Genomic DNA, 19,541 nt, shown 5'->3' on the forward strand with positions numbered 1-19,541 from the left:
GCGGTTTTCGCACGGTTTAGCTGACGATGCGCAAGTTCGACAACTCGTCTGCGATTTCCTTGAAGTCGTCAGACAATGTGGCGCCAGTCGCATTCCAGTAAAGCTTGGCCGGTTTGCTTGGATCGTCGGGATCTTTGCGGAACCGCGATTCTCCGGCACACTCTTTGAGTGCGGTTATCGCTTTCTTTTCATTCGATTTGGAAGCGGAAAGATCAAGCGAGACGGTCATGATAATGACTTTCGAGTCCTTCGCGTTTTGGCACAGCGTTTGCATTTGTTCATCAAGCGCCGTCGTGAAATTGCTGGACGAGTGTGTCGTCTTGCCGACGGCGCTGCTTGTATTGAGATACATGCGTGTCATGCCGGTGCTCTGGTAGTTGACACCAGTATAGCCATATGCGGCATAGGTCGACCGGTTGTTGGCATAGTAATAGTCGTTATCGGAAGTGTAGGTGTTGGCACCATCGGTCAGCAAAATGATGACCTTGTCATTACCTTTTTCGATTTCCGGCCGGCCTTGCGTAAACGGCTCGCCACTCGATACGGTCCTCCAACCCCATGCCAGCCCTTCGGGTACGTTCGTGTTGCCACTGGGCTGCATGGCATCGATCGCATCTTTGACGACATCCTTGCCCGTATCGAACTTGACGTCCTGCAAGGGCGTGATCGGATTGGTGGTGCACGAATAATTGGGGCCGCGACCCGATCCGGCTGACGATGAATTGAGCGGCTTTACGAGGAAATATTTGCGCATGTCAGCCTGGCGCTCATGCACCGATGGACTGCTGCCCGACACGTGAGCCCACGCGGCATAATCGCCCCAGTCCGCCCACCAGTTGTTACCATAGCTATATGAGACGCTGTTGACGTCATTATAGCCGTCATGGTCGAAATCGCGCCACATCGTACCTGCTTCATCGGGAGCGAACATTGGCACAAACAACGACGCAGGGGTGGACGTGGTCGGTATGAAATCGTTGTCATTGTAAGGATACGGGCGAGCTTCCACGCAACCTTGCCAACTTGCAAACTGGCTGGTCGTGTAAACATAATCCGGATCGGTCCAGTAACCCCGCCTGCAGCTTCCGTTCTTTCTGTATTTCGTGCAAACATACTGCTTGGAATTTGGAACCTCTTCACGCCCGGATTCCACCGTCATGTCCGCGTAGAGGCTGAACCGGGTCAATGGCTCATCCTCGCTATCGCCCCAACCGGCACCGCGTTTGTACCACGCGTCACCGACTTTCTCGGCATATTTGTTGGGGTCATTCGTCTTGGTCATTCCAGACCAGTCGAAATTCTCATGATGAATAGGTGAGATACCGGTTGTATCCATCCAGCTATCCCCGTCGTGCTCCGGTCCGACATTGACCGACGCTGCGAACGGGACGAGCGAAAACTGAACTGGCTTGTTGATTTGTTTCATTTGCTGGGCTTGGAGCGCCAGCGTATCAACCAACTGTTTGGCAGCCACCTTGAGCAGGGCCATACGTTGCTGTCCAGTGCCTGTTCCGTTGTAAGACATGGAACCTGAGTTATCGAGCACCAGTGCCACTTCCAGCGTGTTCTTGAGGCGAACTTCAGAACAGGTCGTAAAATTGACGTCCTTGGACGTTCTGCCAATCAAATGCGCTGCTGCGGGCATAAAATATGGCGAATATACGAGGTCCGCGCACATCGTCATGGTGCCGCCGCCAGCGCTGTTGTTTGGCAGCGTGACGTGAAGTGTTGTCTTTGCAGGCGACACATGTTGCAGATTAGCCAGGAAAAAATTCTGGGCATATGCCTTTGCTTCTTCGTCGGTGACGCCCGACTGAATTTGTCGTGCTGTTGCGATGTTGGCGGCATCGAGCGCGTTGCGCGTATCGTTTCGCTCGCGGGAAAGTTCTGTATAGTCGACGGCAAGCGCCACCGCGCCCATTAGCGGTGCCATGACAAGTGCTGTGATGAGTGCGTAATTCCCGCGCTTATCTTGAATGAATTTTTTGAACATTGGTCCCAAGACCCCTAGTAAACCCAGTTCTTTGAATACTATTGCCATGAATCCTTAAATTTCCGGTTCGCAAATTCGGTTTAAAAGCGCTGCGCCGGTTTCGGCAGTGTTAACCATGATCGATCGGGTTCGATGCATGAAAGCTGATGACAGGCCGGGGCGGTTCGGATAGTTCCAGTCCCTGCACGGGCATTCTATTCCTGGCGTTCTACCGTGCAGGCATTGAAGGAAGCAGCATGGCGCAAGCACCACACCTAGTTGCATCGCTAGAGGATATATCCAGTGGCTACAGGGCGATCCTTTGTGATGTCTGGGGCGTGGTTCACAATGGCGAGACACACTTCCCGGCTGCAACATCTGCACTGATGCGCGCGCGCGCGGCAGGGCTTGGCGTTGTCATGATCACCAATTCACCCCGCCTAAGTCACGATGTGATTGTGCAAATGCGCGCTATTGGCGTTCCGGACGGGGCGTTCGACAGTGTCGTGAGTTCTGGTGATGTGACACGCGATCTTATCGCGGAGGGGCCTCGAAAAGTCTTTCATCTTGGACCTGATCGCGATTCGAACATCTATGACGGGATTGACGTCGAACTGGTCGAGGAGTTTGAAGCCCAGGCGGTGGTTTGCACCGGTCTGTTTGACGATGAGGCAGAGACACCGGAAGATTACAAGGACCTGCTTGCGCGCCTGCGATCCAGAAATCTTCCCTTCATTTGCGCCAATCCCGATATTGTGGTGGAGCGCGGTGACCGGCTGATATGGTGTGCAGGCGCACTTGCACGCGATTATGGACAGATTGGCGGGCGAACGTTGATTGCGGGAAAGCCACACAGCCCGATATACCGTGCGGCAATGAAAGCAACGGCTGATCTCGTTGGCGTTGATGTCGCGCAAGGCGATGTGCTGGCAATTGGCGACGGCATGATGACCGATGTGAAGGGTGCGGCCGACAATGGCTTTGATGTTCTTTATATATCAGGCGGTATCCATGCGCGCGAATATGGTGAAGCGCTCGCACCTGATCCCGTATTGATGGCAGCGTTTCTCGAAAAGCACGGCTATCATCCGGTGGCGGCAATGCCGCGTCTGGTCTAGAGCGCGCCAATGACCGCGATGTTCGAGCGCCTGCCAGGAGACTTGCCGCTGCCCCCAAATTTACGTGGCGGCGTGGTTGCAATCGGAAATTTCGACGGTGTTCACCGTGGCCATCAAGCAGTTCTTGGGCGCGCCCTGGAAGAGGCGCAAAGGCTTGGCCTTCCAGCACTCGTCCTGACGTTCGAGCCTCACCCGCGAAAAGTATTCAGGCCGGACTTGCCATTATTTGTGCTGACGCCGCCTGCGATGAAAGCCAAGCTTCTCGTCCAACTCGGTTTTGTTGCGGTTGTGGAACAGGCTTTTACGCGCGATTTCGCGGCAAAATCCGCCGAGATGTTCGTGACCGCGATATTGGAAGAAAACCTTGGTATCAGTCATGTCGTGACGGGGTTCAATTTCCATTTCGGAAAAGACAGGCAAGGTGGGCCTGCCTATTTGATGGAAGCGGGTAAACGCCACGGATTTGGTGTGACTTTGGTTGACGCATTTCGTGACGAAGGTGCAGAAACGGTTTCGTCCAGCCGTATCCGCGAATTTCTGGCGGCAGGCCATGTGGTCGATGCGGCAGGTTTGCTCGGCTATCGTTTTACCGTTCAGTCAAAAGTCATTGACGGGCAGAAACTTGGCCGGACGCTCGGGTTCCCTACGGCCAATATGCGTCTTCCCTCGCAGGTCTTATTGAAAGAAGGCATTTACGCCGTTCGTTTCCGCCGAGCTGACGGCACGCTGCATGACGGGGTGGCCAGCTTTGGCCGACGCCCAACCGTCGACGATCATGGTGCGCCACTACTTGAGACGTTTCTGTTTGATTTTTCAGACGATCTTTATGACGAAGTTTGCGATGTCGTGTTTTTCGGCTATTTGCGTGGCGAGAAAAAATTCGATGGCCTCGACCCGCTTGTTGCCCAGATGAAACGCGATGAGGCAGAGGCGAAGGCCTTGTTGAGCGGCGTCCAGCCTATTTCGGAACTTGATCTGGCCATCGCGTTTTAAAGCAATTCCAACAAACGTGTGCAGCGAGTTTCCAGGAAACTATTTCCTCAATGCCAACCCGAATACAATGAATGTCCAACCTTGGAAGATCAGGTCGATTGCAAGGAAAAGACCGAGAATCCAGATGCTGTTTACCGGCCAGCCCAAGGCAATCACAAGGCCGGCCAACGCGGTAACGACACCGGCCGCAATAATCCAGCCGGAACCACGATCAGCGCGATGTTGGTAGCCGACCCAAATCCTCAACACGCCAGACGCCAACAGTGCCGCCGCCAGCAGAAAAGTAAGAACTGCGGAGGCGAGAAGCGGGTTATAGAACGCAAATATGCCAGCAAAAGCATAGAGAAGCCCACTCAGCAGCCAATAGACAAATCGACCCCACGTCTTGACTCCAAAGGCATGGATGATTTCGACAATTCCCGAAATCAACATCAGCCAGCCGACGAAATAGACCGAGGCGACAGTTGCGATGAACAAATTGCCGAATGCGATGCCGCCTAGAATGAGCAGCAGCGCGCCGAGTGCCACGAACCATCCCCATTTGCCGTGAAGCGGGCCGATAGCTTTCTTGATTGCGTCGTTTTCAAAGGTCATCGTTTCGTCCCATGACGTTATAACCCACCACTGACGAGCCTATCGCGGCCAAATTTGGACGTTCAGAATCGTTTGGCTTGAAATGTCGGTTCGAATTCTCGACCTTAAGTTTTATTTTACCGGTTTTCCCGCTAGTGTCCCTAATCTGAAATTCGTTATCTTATTCGAGGGTCGCCGTGCGAATTTCAAATCCACCACACTAGCGTTGCTCGGCCCCTTCAATGTGCGTAATGGTGAGTTATGTTTTCAAAAACAACAGCATCAGCTTTCGCGATCACAATCGCTCTAGGTTCAGCAAGCCCCGCGCTAGCCGGCGAGGGGATAGGAAGCTGGTTGTCTGGAGATTGGTATCTGACGCTGGGTGCCACAGGCATGGTTGCGCCCAATTTTGAAGGCGGCAAGAAATATCTGCTCGGCGCTTCCCCTATCATCTCCTTGGGCAAAGCTGGCAATCCGGTTCGGTTCAGTTCGCGCAACGATAATATTTCGCTGGCCTTGTTCGACAATGGTGGGGTGCGCGCTGGTCTGACCGGAAAATTCCTGTTCGGACGCGACAACGACGCCAACGAATTGCAAGGTCTGGACCCTGTGCGCTGGGGCGGTGAAGTGGGCGGGTTCGTTGAATTTTATCCGCTGGATTGGATGCGCTTACGCGGCGAAGTTCGCCAGGGGATACGGGCGCATAAAGGCGTCGTTGCCGATATTGCCGCAGATGCGTTCTACGATGTGACACCGACAGTTCGAATTTCGGGTGGGCCGCGCCTGTCGGTCGCGTCCTCCAAATATTTTGGCGCATATTATGGTGTAAATGCTGCGGAATCTGTTGCATCAGGATTGAGCCAATACAACCCCGGCAGCGGCATCAAGTCTGTAGGGGTCGGCGGCGCCATTACATGGAAGGTAACCGATCCGGTCACTGCCAGCCTGTTTGGCGAGTATTCGAGATTGACGGGACCAGCGGCTTCATCAAGCCTGGTTAAGGAGCGCGGCTCCAGCAATCAGTTCCTGATCGGCATATCTACGAGTTATCGTTTCGATTTCACGTTGTAAGTGGCCAGCAGGGCGCTTTATTGTTTGGCGATCTTCCGCTAAAAGCGCGCAATGTTGAAGTTTTCGCACGCAGTCGCAATCGCGATACGAATTACGAGCCCGGTGTTCCGGGCGGCTTGAGTTGATACTCGGTCGCCGGAGCCGCCGGGAGATGTGGCACAAGCCACTCGCAGTTTTTTCAAAACATGATAATTCAACGCTCGATGCCCGATTTGGCCGGGCAATGCACATGGCAGACTGATGACGGACACTTCTGAAACAATCGATTATTCCAAGACGCTTTACTTGCCGAAAACGGATTTTCCGATGCGGGCGGGGCTACCTGAGAAAGAACCGGCGCTGGTAGCGCGCTGGCAGGAAATGGACCTTTACAAGCGCCTTCGTGAAGATGCAGCCGGGCGCGAAAAATACGTGCTGCATGATGGTCCGCCCTACGCTAACGGCAATATCCATATCGGGCACGCGCTCAACAAGATTCTCAAGGATGTGATTACGCGCTCATTTCAGATGCGCGGCTACGATTCGAACTATGTACCCGGTTGGGATTGCCATGGCCTGCCCATCGAATGGAAGATCGAGGAGCAGTACCGCGCCAAGGGCAAGAACAAGGACGAAGTACCCGTCAACGAATTCCGTCAGGAATGTCGTGAATTTGCGGCGCACTGGATCAAGGTTCAAGGCGACGAGTTCCAACGTCTTGGCGTCGTCGGAGATTTTGACAATCCCTATACCACAATGAATTTCCACGCCGAGGCGCGTATCGCCGGTGAATTGTTGAAATTTGCAATGTCGGGCCAGCTCTATCGCGGCTCCAAGCCGGTGATGTGGTCCGTGGTCGAGCGCACCGCACTGGCCGAAGCCGAGGTCGAATATCAGGACTATGAGAGCGACACGATCTGGGTGAAATTTCCGGTCGTTCCGAAAAATATTGTTCGCGACGGTGCCAAGATCGAATTCCCCGCGGATCGGACGAAACAAGATTTATGGAATGCGCATGTTGTCATCTGGACAACGACGCCATGGACGATCCCCGGCAACCGCGCGGTCAGCTATTCACCACGTATCAGCTACGGCCTCTATGAGGTGACCTCGGCGGAGAACGACTTTGGACCGCAGGCTGGTGAAAAGGTGATCTTTGCCGATGCTTTGGTTGAGGAATCCGCCGCAAAGGCCAAATTGGCAATGAAGCGCTTTCGTGATGTCTCAACGGCTGAACTAGAAAATCTTTCGCTTTCCCACCCCTTCAAGAGCCTTGGCGGCGGCTATGAGTTCAACGTGCCGATGCTTGCCGGTGATCATGTCACTGACGACGCAGGCACCGGGTTCGTCCACACCGCGCCCGGTCATGGCCGTGAGGATTTCGATGCCTGGACGGATGCCGCGCGCGATCTTGAAGCGCGTGGTATTTCGTCAAAAATCCCGTTCACGGTCGATGATGCAGGTTTTTTCACCAAGGATGCACCGGGTTTTGGACCAGACCGGGAAGGTGGGGCTGCGCGCGTCATTGATGACAATGGCAAGAAGGGCAATGCCAATCAGGCTGTGATCGACGAACTCATCAAGCGCAACGCCTTGTTCGCGCGCGGTCGGCTAAAACACAGCTATCCGCATAGCTGGCGTTCCAAGAAGCCTGTGATCTTTCGCAACACGCCGCAATGGTTTGTCTATATGGACAAGACACTTGATGACGGCGCAACGCTGCGCTCGCGCGCGTTGAAAGCGATTGACGAAACGCGTTTCGTGCCTGAAGCCGGACAGACGCGTCTTCGGGCCATGATTGCTGAGCGTCCGGACTGGGTTTTGTCGCGCCAACGCGCCTGGGGCGTACCGATCTGCGTCTTTGCCGATAGTGACGGCAATGTCTTGATGGACGAGGCGGTCAACACACGCATCACCGACGCTTTTGAGAAGGAAGGTGCCGATGCGTGGTTTGCCGAAGGTGCGCGCGAGCGTTTTCTAGGCAAACGTGCCGATGAGCCGTGGGTAATGGTCAAGGACATTCTCGATGTCTGGTTTGATTCAGGCTCGACACATGCCTTCACGCTGGAGGATCGCCCCGATCTCAAATGGCCGGCAGATGTTTATCTCGAAGGCTCTGACCAGCACCGCGGGTGGTTCCATTCCTCGTTGCTGGAAAGCTGCGGCACCAGGGGCAGGGCACCCTATGACACGGTTGTTACCCATGGTTTCACCATGGATGAGGATGGTCGCAAAATGTCGAAATCGCTCGGCAATACGGTGGTTCCTCAAGATGTTATGAAAAAATCGGGCGCCGATATCCTGCGCCTGTGGGTGATGACAACCGACTACTGGGAAGACCAGCGGCTCGGCAAGAACGTGCTGCAAACCAATATCGACGCCTATCGCAAACTGCGTAACACGATACGATGGATGTTGGGCACGCTTGCTCATGACAAGGGTGAAGACGTGCAATTGGTGCAAATGCCGGAACTCGAGCAGTTGATGCTGCACCGGCTCGCGGAACTCGATGAGCATGTGCGCAATGGCTATGACGCGTTCGATTTCAAACGCGTCACTCGCGCGCTGCTTGATTTCTCCGTTGTCGAACTTTCAGCCTTCTATTTCGATATCCGCAAGGATTCACTCTACTGCGACGCGCCGTCGAGCGTAAAGCGAAAGGCCGCAATGCAGGTTGTACGCCATCTGTTCGATTGTTTGGTTACGTGGCTTGCGCCAATGCTGCCCTTTACAATGGAAGAGGCGTGGCTTGCCCGCCATGACGAAGCCATCTCGGTGCATTTGGAACAGTTTCGCACGGTGCCGCCTGAGTGGAAAAATGAGACGCTGGCAGCCAAGTGGAAGAAAATCCGTCAAGTACGCCGCGTCGTGACCGGTGCCTTGGAAATTGCCCGTGCTGCAAAAGTCATTGGCTCATCGCTTGAAGCCGTTCCTGTTGTCTATCTCGATGATTCGTCGCTCGATGAGACAATTGAAGGACTGGATATGGCCGAGATCTGCATAACCAGCGATCTGGATTTTTCCTACAGGAACCCGCCGTCGGATGCTTTTGTGCTGGATGAGGTGAGAGGCATTGCCGTCGTTATCGAAAAGGCAGGCGACCGGGGCCTGCAAAAATGTGCGCGTTCGTGGCGATATACCGACGATGTTGGCAGCGATGCCGCGTTCCCCGACGTTTCCGCGCGTGACGCAATGGTTTTGCACGAACTTCAGGCCATCGGGAAACTCTGAAACAACACGTTCAAATCGAAGGCGTGCCGCGGTTCGGTCTTGTGGAAATCGGACTGTGCGTTGCCCTTCTCGAAGGGTTGAGGTAAACACGCGAAACTCCAACGGACAAACTCTCGCCGGATTTCCGTTAGAAGAGCGTTATCAAGACAAGCGCCGGAGTTTTGGCCGGTAGCGATCAAGGGGCTGTCCAGAGTGAAACTTTTCGGCAAGACCATGGGATATCATGCACGCGTGACGTGGATGGCGCCTCTTGTCATTTCAGGCATGGCGCTTTCGGGCTGTGTCAGTTCTCCGACATACGGCACGGACAAGACGGCTGGTGAGCAACTGGTTGGCGATTTGAGCAGCGCCTTTTCTTTCAAACCGGTGCAGCGAGAAAAGATCGCTTACAAGCCGCGTCCAGAGTTGGTAACGCCGGCACCGGGCCAGAAGGAATCTCTTCCTGTTCCACAGGATAGCATTACCCAGACGGCCAGCAATCAATGGCCGGAGTCGCCTGAACAGAAACGTGCGCGTCTTCGTAATGAGGCAAGTGCAAGTTTCGACAGCGTAAATTTCCGCCCGCAGATTATCGATGACGATGTGCAAACAGACCCTGTGGCTGTGCGCAAGGCCTTGAAGGAATCTGGTTCCAGCCATCCTCCAAGATGGTCGCCAGAAGATTCGGGCAGTGGCGCGCGAGCACGGCGGGCGGAAGTAAATCGCAGACTTGCCGATGGCAGGCAGGGCGATCCGACGAACCGAAAATATCTGAGTGAACCGCCTCTGACTTATCGTGTAGCTGCCGATACCGCTCCCAAGAACGATATTGGCGAGGATGAGGTCAAGAAAGAGCGGCGCCGGAAGAAAGAAGCTGAGGCAAAGGGCGGGAAATCCGGAATGTTCGACTGGCTTCCGTGGTGATGATCATATCGCCCGCGAATGGGTGCCCGTGAATGGCTGATTGTGTTTATTTCGCTCATTCCTTTCGTTTATTCGTGATTTTCAAAGAAATTTCAGGCTCTTTTTTCTGAAATTCAGTTAGTTTTCACGTCGAATCTGGAAAAATTCCTTCAGAATCGCAACAGATTCGCTCTCGCCTATCCCGGCATACATGTCCGGGACATGGTGGCAGGTCGGCGAGGAAAAAACCGGGCACCGCTGATAACCGCACCGCCTTTCTCGTCGGATGCTCCAAAATAGAGCCTGCGAAGACGGGCAAAAGAAATAGCGCCAGCGCACATGGTGCAAGGTTCCAGCGTGACATACAAATCATGGTCGATCAGCCTCTCGGATGAGAGCTTGTTGCAGGCTTCGCGAATTGCCAGAATTTCCGCGTGAGCGGTGGGGTCGGAAAATTCGCGTGTGCGGTTGCCGGCCGAGGCGACGATCGTTCCACCTGCGACGACCACCGCGCCGACCGGTACTTCACCACGGTTTGCGGCGGCCGCAGCCTCTTTGAGTGCGGCAGCCATGAAGTCAGGGTGCTTCATACTGTTTTGCCTTCCATATTGTTCTCGCTACGCGAGGGCGATCCTGTTATTTAGCCTCGCAAACGAGCGAACGCCACATGACCGACGAACCGAAATTTCAGCGCAAACCGAAATCAAAATCGGCTGGCCCCCGAACCGGGCACGGCAGCGATTCCAAAAGCGGCAAACCCGGTAGCGGTGGAAAGAAGAAGCCGTTTTCAAAACCTTTCAAGACGGCTGCATCCGGCGAACGGCCAAAACGCGATTTCAAAGATAGTGACCGTCCCTTCAACAAGGATGCAAGGCCGCAAACCAAACCTTATGGACAGCGCGAGGATTCGCGAAAGCCATTCGCGCCACGCGAAGGCCGGGACGCTGACCGAGAGGATGCGCGAGGCGGGAAGCGTTTTGATACACCCAGACGCGACTTTGAAGGTGGCAAATCGGCACAAAGCAACTTCAAGCCGCGAGCCCGCGTGACGGAAGACATTGAAGAGACGGGCGAGCGCATTGCCAAGCGACTGGCGCGTGCCGGACTTGCTTCACGCCGCGATGCGGAAGATTTGATCGCGGCAGGGCGCGTCAAGGTCAATAACAAGACGCTGACATCACCAGCATTCAACGTCATGCCCAGCGACATCATCCATCTGGATGGCATGGAAATCCCTCCGATCGAACGGACAAGACTTTTCCTGTTTCATAAGCCCGCAGGTGTCGTCACCACCAATCGGGATCCGGAGGGCCGCAAGACCGTTTTCGATGTCTTGCCAGCCGAACTGCCGCGCCTGGTGACAATCGGGCGGCTGGACATAAATACCGAAGGCCTGCTTTTGCTCACCAATGACGGGGGCTTGTCGCGCGTTCTCGAATTGCCGGCGACCGGCTGGCTAAGGCGTTACCGCGTTCGCGTTCACGGCAAGATTGAGGAAAGCGCATTGACGGGCCTTCGCGAAGGTATCGCCGTTGACGGTGTTTTTTACGGTGCAATCGAGGCAACGCTCGACCGTGAGCAAGGCTCCAATGCCTGGCTGACACTTGGCTTGCGCGAAGGCAAGAACCGGGAAGTGAGAAATATTCTCGGTGCGCTCGGTCTCGACGTGACGCGGTTGATACGCATCTCCTATGGTCCGTTCCAGCTCAGCGACCTGCGCGAAGGTCAAGTGCTTGAGGTCAAGGGACGCATGCTGCGCGAACAATTGGGCGAGCGGTTGGTTGAAGAATCCGGTGCAAATTTTGACGCCGACATTGCCACGCCGTTTTCCAACAAGCCCGTTCGCAGAACAGAGCCGCGTGTGGGAGAGCCCGCTGCGTTGAAACCCACGCGTGACGGCGAGCGCGGCCGGATCGGTGAGGGCGGGCTGATAAAGCGGCGCAAGCATCGTGAAAACAGTCGCAATGAAGCGCTTGGCAAACTGTCGACCAAACCCGAGCGTGGTTCGACTGAGCGCGGCCCGAAGCCGCAAAGCGCTGAGTTTACCGGCAAGAGTGAACGCGGTCCCAGAAAGTCGGAACGCGAGCAACGGCCAATCGAACCACCGGGCCAACGCAAGGCTAACGTGTGGATGGCATCTGGCGCGCGACCAATCGGCAAAGGCAGGGCAGAAGCTGAAAAGGCCGAGGCGGATGAGAAAAAAGCAAGAGGCAGAGGTTCGCCAAACCGCACAACGACAGGTCATCCAGTAAAACCCGGAGCGACAGCCCGCGCGGCGGTGACCGACCTCACAGCAAAAGGCCAGGCAAAGGGCCAAAGGCGCGGTAAATGCGTATAGTCGGTGGAGACTTTCGTGGGCGTCCTCTTGCAACGCCACGCACCAATGCCATCAGGCCCACAACCGACCGAACGCGCGAGGCGGTTTTCAACGTTCTGGCACACCGCTTTCCAGGCAGACTGGAAGGCGCGCGTGTGCTTGATCTATTTGCCGGGACGGGCGCACTTGGGTTGGAAGCTCTATCGCGTGGCGCGTCCTATGGCGTGTTCATCGAGGAATCGGCAGAGGGGCGCGGCCTCATTCGTGACAATGTTGAAGCTTTCGCGTTGACCGGGCGCACAAAAATATTTCGGCGTGACGCCACGGCATTGGGTGAGGCAGGTACGCTTTCCTCATTCGGGTTGATCTTTGCCGACCCACCATATGGCCGCGGACTGGGTGAGCGTGCACTTCGCTCGGCAAAGGCCGGAGGATGGCTGGCTCCCGGAGCGCTATGTCTGGTTGAAGAGGCAGCATCGGCAGCCTTTGAAATTGGACCCGGTTTTACCGTGCTCGATGAGCGCAACTATGGTGAGACGGTGATGCGTTTCATTGAAGTCGCCTGAGTTGCGCCGTCTTTTAGCGTCAGATGACAAATAATTCACTATGCTCGCCTCGTCGGCCTGCCTATCGTCGCGCCTATGACCAATATCGGATTTGCTAATGATTTTTCAGATTGACCGGCTATGGCGCACGGCTTTTTTCTTGTTCTTTGCTATATTGATTGGGGGCAGGGCTTACGCTGAAGCGCCTTCCGACGATTGGAAGGTTTCGAATTTCACGCTCGATAACGGTATGGAAATCGTGGTGATACCGGATCATCGCGCGCCAATTGTCACGCATATGGTGTGGTACAAGGTTGGCAGCGCCGACGAACCGCCCGGAAAATCAGGGATCGCTCATTTCTTTGAACATTTGATGTTCAAGGCAACCACAAATCATCCGGCAGGCGAATTTGATCGCGCAGTTGCGGCCATTGGCGGTAGCGACAATGCGTTCACATCGTATGATTACACCGCTTTTCATGAGACCGTTCCGCCTGAGGCTTTAGAGCAAATGATGGCGTTTGAAGCTGACCGGATGCGAAATCTCATTCTCAGCGATGAGGTCATTGCAACCGAACGCGACGTGATTCTCGAAGAACGCCGGTCGCGCATTGAAAACAGTCCCGGCGCTCTGCTCGATGAAGAGGTCAACGCCACCCTTTATCAAAACCAACCATATCGCATCCCGGTTATCGGCTGGATGCAGGAAATGAAGCAATTGAACCGGGCCGACGCCAGAGCCTTTTACGACCGTTACTACACGCCCAATAACGCAATCCTCGTGGTGGCTGGCGATGTTGAGGTGAATGAAGTGAAAGAGATGGCCGAGCGGACATATGGCAAGCTGGCGCGTGGGCCTGATCTTCCGCCGCGGATACGCCCGGTCGAACCGGAACAGAACACCAGGCGCACCGTAACGCTGACCGATGCGCGTGTTGGCGTGCCGAGCTTTTCCACGCAATGGGTCGTTCCGTCCTACCACACGGCCAAGCCCGGAGAGGCCGAGGCACTTGATCTTCTGGCGGAAATTCTGGGCGGCGGCACCCGAAGCCGGCTTTATCAGGAACTGGTGGTCAAAAAAGGCATCGCCGCCAGTGCCGGAGCATCGTTTAACGGTACGATGCTGGATGCCACGAGTTTTTCTGTTTATGGCGCACCGCGAGGCGATGCCAAACTTTCGCAGGTCGAGGTGGCGGTGGATGCGGAAGTCGTTCGCATAGCCAATGGCGGTGTCACTGATACGGAGCTTGAAAAAGCCAAGAAACGCTTTGTGCGATCCATGATTTTCGCACGCGACCGACAGTCCAGTATGGCAAACATCTATGGCAGTACACTTGCCACGGGTGGCTCGGTTGATGATGTGCAGGAATGGCCGGACCGTATTCGCAAGGTGACGGCTGAACAAGTCAAGGCTGCCGCAGCCCGCTACCTTGTCATGAGCCGTTCCGTTACCGGATATCTGCTTCCCGAAATGAAGGTTGCCAACTGACATGATGGAAAGCGCCAGAATGTACCGCAATCGCTTCCTTGCACCGAAGCTGATCCTGCTCTTGTCAGTGATATTCTTGATGTGGCCAGCCGCAACTGTTCGAGCGGCAGTCGATATTCAGGAAGTGACATCCGACAAGGGCATCACTGCCTGGTTGGTGGAAGATTATTCGGTGCCGATTATCTCCATACGCTTTGTCTTTGACGGTGGCAGTACGCAGGACCAGCCCGGCAAGGAGGGCACGGCCAATCTCATGACCGGTCTGTTCGATGAAGGCGCTGGCGATCTCGATAGCGATGAGTTTCAGACGCAACTTGACGATGCTGGTGCTGAAATGCGCTTTAGCGAAAGCCGCGATGGCGTTTATGGAACGATGCGTATGCTCGCTGATCAGAAACGCGAGGCTTTTGAATTGCTTCGTCTGGCTGTTGAAGAACCACGCTTCGACCAGGCGCCGATCGACAGGATTCGCGCGCAAATCCTGTCAGGGATAATTGCGGGAGAACGCGACCCGAATACGATTGCGGAAAGGAAATGGCTTCACGCAATTTACGGAAATCATCCCTATGCGCGCCCCGATGAAGGTACGAAAGAAAGCATAGCAACGATTACTGCCGATGACCTGCGCGCTTTCCACAAGTCCAATTTTGCGCGTGATGGTCTGCATGTTGCCGTTGTGGGCGCGATCGACGCCAAGACGCTGAAACGCGAACTTGATCGCCTTTTTGGTAATTTGCCGAAAAAGCAGGCGCTTCGCCCGGTCAGTGATATCGATCTCAAACTCGGGCAGGAACTTGCGGTGAATTACGATTTGCCACAAACATCAATTCAGATGGCTTATCCGGGTGTCAAACGTGCTGCGCCCGAATTTTATGCCGCGGCATTGATGAACCAAATTCTCGGCGGTGGCACATTCACGTCTCGTTTGTTCGACGAGGTGCGCGAAAAGAGGGGCTGGCCTATGGTGTCAGTTCCGGGCTGCTTGACCGCAAGCACGCTTCTGCACTTGTCGTAACGACAGCGACGCGCTCGGATCGAGCAGCGAAAACGCTTGAGGTTGTGCGCGATGTTGTCAGGAAAATGGCCGATGAAGGGCCAACCGAGGCTGAGTTGGCGGCCGCAAAAAAATATATAATTGGCGCTTATGCAATCAACAATCTGGATTCGTCCAGCGCGATTGTCAGCACACTCCTCGAACTTCAAGTGGATAGGCTGGGCAAGGATTACATGCAGCAAAGGACCAATTTGATAAACAGCGTCACGCTCGATCAGGTCAAGGCAGTGGCAAGAAAGCTTCTTTCCGTCAAGCCGGCGGTGATGGTGGTTGGACCGGCACAAGCAGATGGCGGCAAGGGATGAGCCCGACTTTCGGGATAGCCTTTGGCGGCGGCGGTGCGCGAGGACTTGCCCATATTCACGTCATTGAGGCGCTCGACGAGATCGGTATAAAACCTGTTGCGATTGCCGGGTCGTCTATCGGTGCAATAATGGGTGCCGGCATGGCTGCGGGCATGACTGGCAAGGCGATACACGAGCATACGCGCTCGATCCTGTCACGCAGAACCGAGGTAGCCAGCCGAATGTGGCGTGCGCGCCCCGGAAGTTTTTCCGAGGCGATGGAAGGTGGTTTGCGTGTCAGTCAGTTCAATGTCGAGCGTATTCTCAAGGCGTTTTTACCGGTCGATGTGCCTCTCGACTTCGAGGCGCTTGAAATTCCGCTGAAGGTGACGGCTACAGACTTTTTTGGGCACAAGCTTGCTGTATTCGGCGAGGGAAATTTGCATTCCGCGCTTGCAGCTTCGGCTGCTATTCCAGCGGTATTTCGCCCTGTGACAAGAGATGGACGTCTGCTGATTGACGGGGGAATATATAATCCCGTTCCTTTCGATCTGATCGAGCGCGATGCAGATATCGTTATTGCCATTGATGTGGTGGGAGGCCCGACCGCAGCCGAAGGCAAGCGGCCCACCTCCGTCGACCTGATGTTTGGTGCAACGCAATTGATGATGCAATCAATCATCACCAACAAACTCCACCAATGTCAGCCTGACATCCTGATCCGACCGCCTGTCTCACGGTTTCGCGTTCTCGATTTCATGAAAATAGATGCGGTAATGGCAGAAACAGTGACTGTGAAAGACGAGGTAAAGCGTGCCGTCGAGACGGCAGTGAAGGCGCGGCAAAACACCTGAAGTTCGGCCAATCCGAGCGTTTTCAGTGCGCGAAAACTTGTTCCAATGACACAAAGCCCTTGAATTCCAGCGCATTGCCGGAAGGGTCTCGTATGAACAGCGTTGCCTGTTCGCCGGGCTCGCCCTTGAAGCGGATCATCGGGCGTTCAAGCCAGTCGATATCGTCACGCGAATCGAGCCGTGCAGCCAATTTTTTCCAGTCATCCATCAAGAGCACCGCGCCGAAATGCGGGATTGGGACAGAAACCCCATCGACATTGCCATCAAGATGAGTTTGATCGGTTCGTGGCCGCAAATGCGCCGACATCTGATGTCCATAGAGATCGAAGTCGACCCATGTCTTGGATGAGCGACCAATGGTGCAACCAAGCACATCGCCGTAGAATTTGCGGGTTTCATCGAGGTCGCCAACCCCAAAAGCGAGATGGAAAGGTGTCACTGGCGTCTGTCCATTGGTCGTTACTCCACTATGTTTTCCCAGTGGGTTTTCATTGATGTCGAAGCTGAATGCTGTGTAGCAGATAACACACGAATACCCCATCTCCCATTGCGCTGGCGAGGCTGGAACAATAGATGGTGCATGGAGTATCCACGTTGCAGACGAGTTGAACCACAGGATTGCAAATATGGCGACCATGCCAGACGCTACCAGACTAACCGATCGCGTTGCGGCGCTGGTTGAAGCCGCCAAGCGAGCCGGAGCGGATGCAGCCGATGCCGTAACGGTGCGCGGACGCTCCACCAGTGTTTCCGTGCGGCTGGGAAAGGTCGAAAGCACAGAGGCATCCGAAGGTGAGGATGTCGCGCTTCGTGTTTTTGTAGGCAACCGGGTGGCCAGCGTATCGGCGACCGCCACCTCAGATCCTATGGCGCTTGCCGAGCGCGCTGTGGCGATGGCGAAAGTATCGCCGGAAGATCCTTTTCAGGGACTTGCCGATCCTACACTTCTGGCGACATCAATTCAGGATCTCGATCTGTTCGATGACACACATGTGCCGGTTGATCGCCTGAAGGAAGATGCGCTTGCGGCTGAAGAGGCAGCCCTTGCGGTAAAAGGTGTCACCAATTCGTCTGGCAGCGGTGCCAGTGCGGGTATGGGAGGTCTGGTTCTTGCCACGTCACATGGCTTTGTCGGTCAATATAGCGCGACGCGCTTTTCATGCTCGACGAGTGTCATTGCCGGTGAGGGCACCGGCATGGAGCGCGACTATGAATTTTCCTCGCACCAACATTTTTCCGATCTCGACGCGCCGGAGGCAATCGGGCGCAAGGCGGGTGAACGTGCGGTCCGTCGCATAGGCGCGCGCAAGGCTGCGACCGGATCGGTCGATGTGATATTCGACCCGCGAGTCGCACGCGGCATTGCCGGGCATCTGGCCGGGGCGATCAATGGTGCTGCCGTTGCACGCAAAACGAGTTTCCTGCGCGATATGATGGGAAAGCAAATTGCAACGGCATCCATCACCGTCACGGACGACCCGCTGCGTCGGCGCGGTCAGGCGTCGCGCCCGTTCGATGGCGAAGGTGTTGGTGGAGAAAAATTGCATATGGTCGACAAGGGTGTGCTGAACCATTGGTTCTTGTCGACATCCTCGGCACGCGAGCTTGGGCTTGCGACCAACGGGCGAGGGTCGCGCGGGGGTTCTTCGGTGTCGCCCTCATCGACCAATCTTGCCATCGAAGCGGGTGACAAATCTCCCGAGGAACTGATTGCTTCTCTCAAATCGGGCTTCTACGTGACTGAAGTTTTTGGGCAGGGCGTCAATATGGTAACGGGCGAATACAGCCGTGGCGCTTCGGGATTCTGGATCGAGAACGGCGCGCTGGCTTATCCGGTGTCCGAAGTCACGATAGCGTCGAACCTCAAGGACATGTTCCTCAAGATGGTGCCTGCAAGTGATCTTGATCGGAATTTCGGAACAGCGGCACCAACATTGTTGATTGAAGGAATGACCCTTGCCGGCAACTGACGTAGCCAGCCAGAACTCCGTGGAAGATGACCTTGCGCTTTTGCGTGAGGCCGCAGGCGAGGCGGGCCGCATTGCCATGCGCTACTTCGACAAAAACCCCGAAGTATGGATGAAGGGCGGCACCTCGCCGGTGAGCGAGGCGGACTATGCTGCCAATAATTTCTTGCAAGAGACGCTCTTGAAGAACAGGCCGGACTATGGCTGGCTCTCGGAAGAAACGACAGATGATCTGGCTCGTCTGACAGCACGGCGCACCTTTGTTGTCGACCCGATTGATGGAACGCGCGCATTTCTGGCGGGCAAGCCGACATGGTGTGTCAGCGTTGCTGTGGTCGAAAATGGTAACTCTCTGGCTGGCGTGCTTGAATGTCCGGCAAAGCAGGAAACCTACTGGGCAGCAAAAGGCAGCGGTGCATTCCTGAACGGTGCAAAGATAAGTGTTGGTGAGACGAGCGAGAAACCGAAGATCGCCGGGCCCAAAACTCTCATTGATCGACTGCCTGCCACTCTGCAAAGCCAGATGAAGACTGTGGCCTATGTCCCGTCACTTGCATACAGGATTGCGCTGATTGCCAGCGGCGTCATAAATGCAAGTTTCGTCAAGCCGAATTCTCATGATTGGGACTTGGCCGCCGCCGATCTCATATTACAGGAGGCAGGCGGCAGTCTGTTCAATGACAAAGGTGCAAGACCGCTATATGCCACTGACGCAACACGTCACGGTGCATTGGCCGCAGGAAGTGGAAAATTGGTCGAAATACTGACTGGTGTGCTCTCTGAGAATGAAGGCTGAAAGCGCGCACGAAGGTGTAAATGTTTACGGCTTCAGTTTAGGGTCCGCTGATTGTCGCTATGCGGGCAGTGTGCAGCGGGTTTGAAAACCAGCGAAGCCTCGTGAACTGATACACAATAAACTCTGGAAATTCAGCTAAACTATTGTTTTCAAAGGATGACGATGAGCACGAACGAAGGAAAGCAGCAGCTTCTGCATCTGGTGCTTGGTGGCGAGTTGACGCAACTTGGAGGAACGGAGTTTCGCGATCTGGATGCGCTCGATATCGTCGGAGTCTATCCTGACTATAAAACAGCACATGCAGCGTGGAAAGCCAAGGCACAAGCGAGTGTCGACAACGCACATATGCGCTATTTCGTGGTCCATCTGCATCGGCTGCTTGATCCGGACGGTAAGGCAGACGATTGAAAATGAAG

14 protein-coding genes and 3 pseudogenes are annotated in these 19,541 nt (G+C 55.0%); 13 read left to right on the top strand and 4 right to left on the bottom strand.

Features of this window, described 5'->3' with window-relative positions; genetic code table 11:
* Positions 1-16: 16 nt before the first annotated feature.
* Positions 17-1,993, bottom strand: a complete 1,977-nt coding sequence (locus AC0L7S_RS16990) for a pilus assembly protein TadG-related protein (protein WP_473472090.1) — start codon at positions 1,991-1,993, stop codon at positions 17-19.
* A gap of 236 nt (positions 1,994-2,229) precedes the next feature.
* On the opposite strand from AC0L7S_RS16990, the gene AC0L7S_RS16995 reads away from it, so the two are divergent.
* Entirely contained in the window at positions 2,230-3,090 is an 861-nt protein-coding gene (locus tag AC0L7S_RS16995) for a TIGR01459 family HAD-type hydrolase (RefSeq protein WP_473472091.1), read from the top strand.
* A gap of 9 nt (positions 3,091-3,099) precedes the next feature.
* Positions 3,100-4,083: a bifunctional riboflavin kinase/FAD synthetase gene (locus AC0L7S_RS17000; RefSeq protein ID WP_473472092.1), complete on the top strand. Its 984-nt coding sequence runs from the start codon at positions 3,100-3,102 to the stop codon at positions 4,081-4,083.
* 39 nt (positions 4,084-4,122) lie between these two features.
* Here AC0L7S_RS17000 and AC0L7S_RS17005 read toward each other — a convergent pair whose 3' ends face one another.
* Positions 4,123-4,677, bottom strand: coding sequence for an HdeD family acid-resistance protein (locus AC0L7S_RS17005; protein WP_473472093.1), 555 nt, complete (start codon positions 4,675-4,677; stop codon positions 4,123-4,125).
* 240 nt (positions 4,678-4,917) lie between these two features.
* Between AC0L7S_RS17005 and AC0L7S_RS17010 the strand changes: the two genes are divergently transcribed.
* From AC0L7S_RS17010 to AC0L7S_RS17020, 3 genes are all read left to right on the top strand, one after another.
* Positions 4,918-5,727: a MipA/OmpV family protein gene (locus AC0L7S_RS17010; protein ID WP_473472094.1), complete on the top strand. Its 810-nt coding sequence runs from the start codon at positions 4,918-4,920 to the stop codon at positions 5,725-5,727.
* Between the two features lie 240 nt (positions 5,728-5,967).
* Complete coding sequence (ileS, locus tag AC0L7S_RS17015; RefSeq protein ID WP_473472095.1) at positions 5,968-8,937, top strand: isoleucine--tRNA ligase; 2,970 nt, start codon at positions 5,968-5,970, stop codon at positions 8,935-8,937.
* A gap of 213 nt (positions 8,938-9,150) precedes the next feature.
* A complete protein-coding gene (locus AC0L7S_RS17020) occupies positions 9,151-9,840 on the top strand; it encodes a hypothetical protein (RefSeq protein ID WP_473474341.1) in 690 nt (229 codons plus the stop codon).
* A 117-nt stretch (positions 9,841-9,957) separates the two neighbouring features.
* On the opposite strand, the pseudogene AC0L7S_RS17025 reads toward AC0L7S_RS17020, so the two are convergent.
* Positions 9,958-10,409 (bottom strand): annotated as a pseudogene (locus AC0L7S_RS17025) (nucleoside deaminase).
* Between the two features lie 77 nt (positions 10,410-10,486).
* Here AC0L7S_RS17025 and AC0L7S_RS17030 point away from each other — a divergent pair.
* The 5 genes and pseudogenes from AC0L7S_RS17030 (at position 10,487) to AC0L7S_RS17050 (ending at position 16,362) form a co-directional block, all read left to right on the top strand.
* Positions 10,487-12,147: pseudogene (locus AC0L7S_RS17030) on the top strand (pseudouridine synthase).
* Positions 12,148-12,702 carry a 16S rRNA (guanine(966)-N(2))-methyltransferase RsmD gene (gene rsmD, locus AC0L7S_RS17035; protein WP_473472096.1) on the top strand — a complete coding sequence of 185 codons (555 nt, stop codon included), beginning with the start codon at positions 12,148-12,150 and terminating at the stop codon, positions 12,700-12,702.
* 97 nt (positions 12,703-12,799) lie between these two features.
* The gene (locus tag AC0L7S_RS17040; protein ID WP_473472097.1) at positions 12,800-14,170 is read left to right on the top strand and encodes a M16 family metallopeptidase; all 1,371 of its coding nucleotides are present in this window, start codon (positions 12,800-12,802) and stop codon (positions 14,168-14,170) included.
* Between the two features lies 1 nt (position 14,171).
* Positions 14,172-15,529, top strand: a pseudogene (locus AC0L7S_RS17045) (M16 family metallopeptidase).
* Positions 15,526-16,362 carry a patatin-like phospholipase family protein gene (locus AC0L7S_RS17050; RefSeq protein ID WP_473472098.1) on the top strand — a complete coding sequence of 279 codons (837 nt, stop codon included), beginning with the start codon at positions 15,526-15,528 and terminating at the stop codon, positions 16,360-16,362. Before AC0L7S_RS17045 ends, AC0L7S_RS17050 begins: the two are co-directional and overlap by 4 nt.
* A gap of 22 nt (positions 16,363-16,384) precedes the next feature.
* Here AC0L7S_RS17050 and AC0L7S_RS17055 read toward each other — a convergent pair whose 3' ends face one another.
* A complete protein-coding gene (locus AC0L7S_RS17055) occupies positions 16,385-16,801 on the bottom strand; it encodes a VOC family protein (RefSeq protein WP_473474342.1) in 417 nt (138 codons plus the stop codon).
* A gap of 187 nt (positions 16,802-16,988) precedes the next feature.
* Here AC0L7S_RS17055 and AC0L7S_RS17060 point away from each other — a divergent pair, with 187 nt between their 5' ends.
* The 3 genes from AC0L7S_RS17060 (at position 16,989) to AC0L7S_RS17070 (ending at position 19,533) form a co-directional block, all read left to right on the top strand.
* Complete coding sequence (locus AC0L7S_RS17060) at positions 16,989-18,332, top strand: TldD/PmbA family protein (RefSeq protein ID WP_473472099.1); 1,344 nt, start codon at positions 16,989-16,991, stop codon at positions 18,330-18,332.
* Entirely contained in the window at positions 18,319-19,125 is an 807-nt protein-coding gene (locus AC0L7S_RS17065; protein WP_473472100.1) for a 3'(2'),5'-bisphosphate nucleotidase CysQ, read from the top strand. The genes AC0L7S_RS17060 and AC0L7S_RS17065 overlap by 14 nt, the downstream gene beginning before the upstream one ends.
* Before the next feature lie 162 nt (positions 19,126-19,287).
* The gene (locus tag AC0L7S_RS17070) at positions 19,288-19,533 is read left to right on the top strand and encodes a DUF4170 domain-containing protein (protein WP_473472101.1); all 246 of its coding nucleotides are present in this window, start codon (positions 19,288-19,290) and stop codon (positions 19,531-19,533) included.
* Positions 19,534-19,541: the final 8 nt, after the last annotated feature.

The sequence above is a fragment of the Mesorhizobium sp. G2-6-1 genome (assembly GCF_055809095.1).

Excerpts from the sequence above, each read along its gene's own strand:
- AC0L7S_RS17005 (WP_473472093.1), bottom strand. The coding sequence starts at position 4,677 with ATGACCTTTGAAAACGACGCAATCAAGAAAGCTATCGGCCCGCTTCAC.
- AC0L7S_RS17000 (WP_473472092.1), top strand. The coding sequence starts at position 3,100 with ATGACCGCGATGTTCGAGCGCCTGCCAGGAGACTTGCCGCTGCCCCCA.
- AC0L7S_RS17060 (WP_473472099.1), top strand. The coding sequence starts at position 16,989 with ATGGCGACCATGCCAGACGCTACCAGACTAACCGATCGCGTTGCGGCG.
- AC0L7S_RS16995 (WP_473472091.1), top strand. The coding sequence starts at position 2,230 with ATGGCGCAAGCACCACACCTAGTTGCATCGCTAGAGGATATATCCAGT.
- AC0L7S_RS17010 (WP_473472094.1), top strand. The coding sequence starts at position 4,918 with ATGTTTTCAAAAACAACAGCATCAGCTTTCGCGATCACAATCGCTCTA.
- AC0L7S_RS17020 (WP_473474341.1), top strand. The coding sequence starts at position 9,151 with ATGGGATATCATGCACGCGTGACGTGGATGGCGCCTCTTGTCATTTCA.
- AC0L7S_RS17070 (WP_473472101.1), top strand. The coding sequence starts at position 19,288 with ATGAGCACGAACGAAGGAAAGCAGCAGCTTCTGCATCTGGTGCTTGGT.
- AC0L7S_RS17040 (WP_473472097.1), top strand. The coding sequence starts at position 12,800 with ATGATTTTTCAGATTGACCGGCTATGGCGCACGGCTTTTTTCTTGTTC.
- ileS (WP_473472095.1), top strand. The coding sequence starts at position 5,968 with ATGACGGACACTTCTGAAACAATCGATTATTCCAAGACGCTTTACTTG.
- AC0L7S_RS17050 (WP_473472098.1), top strand. The coding sequence starts at position 15,526 with ATGAGCCCGACTTTCGGGATAGCCTTTGGCGGCGGCGGTGCGCGAGGA.
- rsmD (WP_473472096.1), top strand. The coding sequence starts at position 12,148 with ATGCGTATAGTCGGTGGAGACTTTCGTGGGCGTCCTCTTGCAACGCCA.
- AC0L7S_RS16990 (WP_473472090.1), bottom strand. The coding sequence starts at position 1,993 with ATGTTCAAAAAATTCATTCAAGATAAGCGCGGGAATTACGCACTCATC.